Annotated in this window: 2 protein-coding genes and 1 pseudogene; 1 reads left to right on the top strand and 2 read right to left on the bottom strand. The window is 42.4% G+C overall.

Annotated features, from left to right (window positions below; translation table 11 throughout):
* Nucleotides 1–250 precede the first annotated feature (250 nt).
* Nucleotides 251–1,177: an IS30 family transposase gene (locus tag ABC831_RS26295; protein WP_343251040.1), complete on the bottom strand. Its 927-nt coding sequence runs from the start codon at nucleotides 1,175–1,177 to the stop codon at nucleotides 251–253.
* Between the two features lie 63 nt (nucleotides 1,178–1,240).
* On the opposite strand from ABC831_RS26295, the gene ABC831_RS26290 reads away from it, so the two are divergent.
* On the top strand, nucleotides 1,241–1,459 hold the full coding sequence (locus ABC831_RS26290; protein WP_343251041.1) for a hypothetical protein: 219 nt from the start codon (nucleotides 1,241–1,243) through the stop codon (nucleotides 1,457–1,459).
* Nucleotides 1,460–1,474: 15 nt separating this feature from the next.
* Here ABC831_RS26290 and ABC831_RS26285 read toward each other — a convergent pair.
* A pseudogene (locus ABC831_RS26285) lies at nucleotides 1,475–1,534 on the bottom strand (hypothetical protein); the annotation flags it as partial.
* Nucleotides 1,535–1,639 lie beyond the last annotated feature (105 nt).

Genomic DNA, 1,639 nt, shown 5'->3' with positions numbered 1-1,639 from the left:
GCTTGAGTGAAAAAGTAAATTCCGCATGTAAACTTAAATTCCACACGGAAGACTAAATTCGGTATTAAAGGGTTTGACGAAATGCGTCAAACCCTTTAAAGTGGAATTTAACCGGATAACAACAGAGTTTCTGCTATAAATAGGTATGCTAATAAGACAACTGGAATCAACTCCTGTAAGACTAAATTCCACTTGCCTGCAGAAAGATATATGGGTCTCGTGTCCGCAGATTTCTCTTTGTTATCTGGTTTTATTTTTTAAGTAATGCCGGTGTTAATACAATCTCATCTGCTGGTATTTCGGTCAGTCCGAAACAATCTAATAATTCCTGAGGCAGCATAAGCTTTGCCAAAGCTATGGGCGAGAGCCCTCCAAGGCTTTGACGCGGCGAACTGTTGATATGGCTCATCATCCGCTTGATATCGTTTTGTGAATAGTCATCAAAGGAAGTTCCTTTCGGGCACATTTTCCGGATATATTCATGGTTCTTTTCACAATGTGGCTTTTGCCATGAGCACATCGGATCACAATAATAAATGCTTGTACGAATCAGGTTATCCTGTCCGCATTCCAAAGCATCCGGAATTTGAAATTCACCACCTCGGTCAGTCAAAATCAGAGAAAAGGCGGTGGAGAAAGAAAAAGTCCCAATATCCTGTTCAATGGAGTCAAATACCGATTTGACATGGCGTGATTCCTTACTGTCAAGGAGATAGGCCATCATAAAGGAGCAGCAGTCAAAGTGGAAGGTTAATAATACTTTGCGGGAACCATCGCAGCCAAGTACGGTGTCCATTTCCGTGATTCTGGTATCAGGGAATTCTTTTAAGAATGCCTGAAGATCTTTGTATGTACGACCTTCGTAAATAGCCCTGTCCATAGTTTCAGTCGAATGAGAAGAGCGGATTTTATATTTGACTTTTTTTGGCAGGTCCATGTTCTTCACGCTAAGAGCACCGGATTCGATATAATTATAAAGGGTCTTTTCAGAGCAGGGGATTTCCGGATGGTTATGCAGGATCATATAGGGAGACTGCCCTTGTAGAATGAGGGGGGAGACGAACTCATCGAGCCGTGTCAGGTCATCAGGCGAAAGGTTGATCCCGGTTCTGGATTCTACAAGGACAGTTTTATACTGTCTGTGCGCGGTAGTAGCCTTATAGTAAGATTTATCCAAACGGCAGCCGCTTTTTTTCTTACAGCCGTTACAGACGAAAGGAGCCTTATCCAGGGAGCAGCAATGGTAGCTGCGAGGGATAAAATCCTTGCAGTGGGAGTTGCAGTGATTACAGAGCCTGCACATTCTTTTGCAGACAGGAGCATAGGTACCACAGATATTTTTCTTATTACAGACGTTGGCAAGAGCACATTTATTAAGGGGTTCATTGAAATGGTTATGCTCATGAAAAGAACGGTGTTTCTTGATTTCCTTAGAGATGGTGGTAGGGTCTTTTTCTAACTGCAAAGCAATGCTGCGAAGAGAGTGGTGCTGATCCAAGCTCTTTTCGATGATAATACGGTCGTCCAAAGTCATATGTTTTTGATTCCCTGTCATTGTAGTTTTAGACATAAGTACCTCTTTCTACTGCGGATAGGAGACACTAAGAATCATAAAACAGAGACAGGGAGGAGTGTAAGA

The sequence above is a fragment of the Diplocloster hominis genome, assembly GCF_032380655.1.
GTDB lineage: Bacteria > Bacillota > Clostridia > Lachnospirales > Lachnospiraceae > Diplocloster > Diplocloster hominis.
Note: the sequence above shows the minus strand (reverse complement) of the source record. Positions and strands in the feature narration are given on the sequence as shown.

Bases quoted from the DNA above. Each gene is read 5' to 3' on its own strand.
- ABC831_RS26290 (WP_343251041.1), top strand. From the start codon at position 1,241: ATGGTAGCTGCGAGGGATAAAATCCTTGCAGTGGGAGTTGCAGTGATT.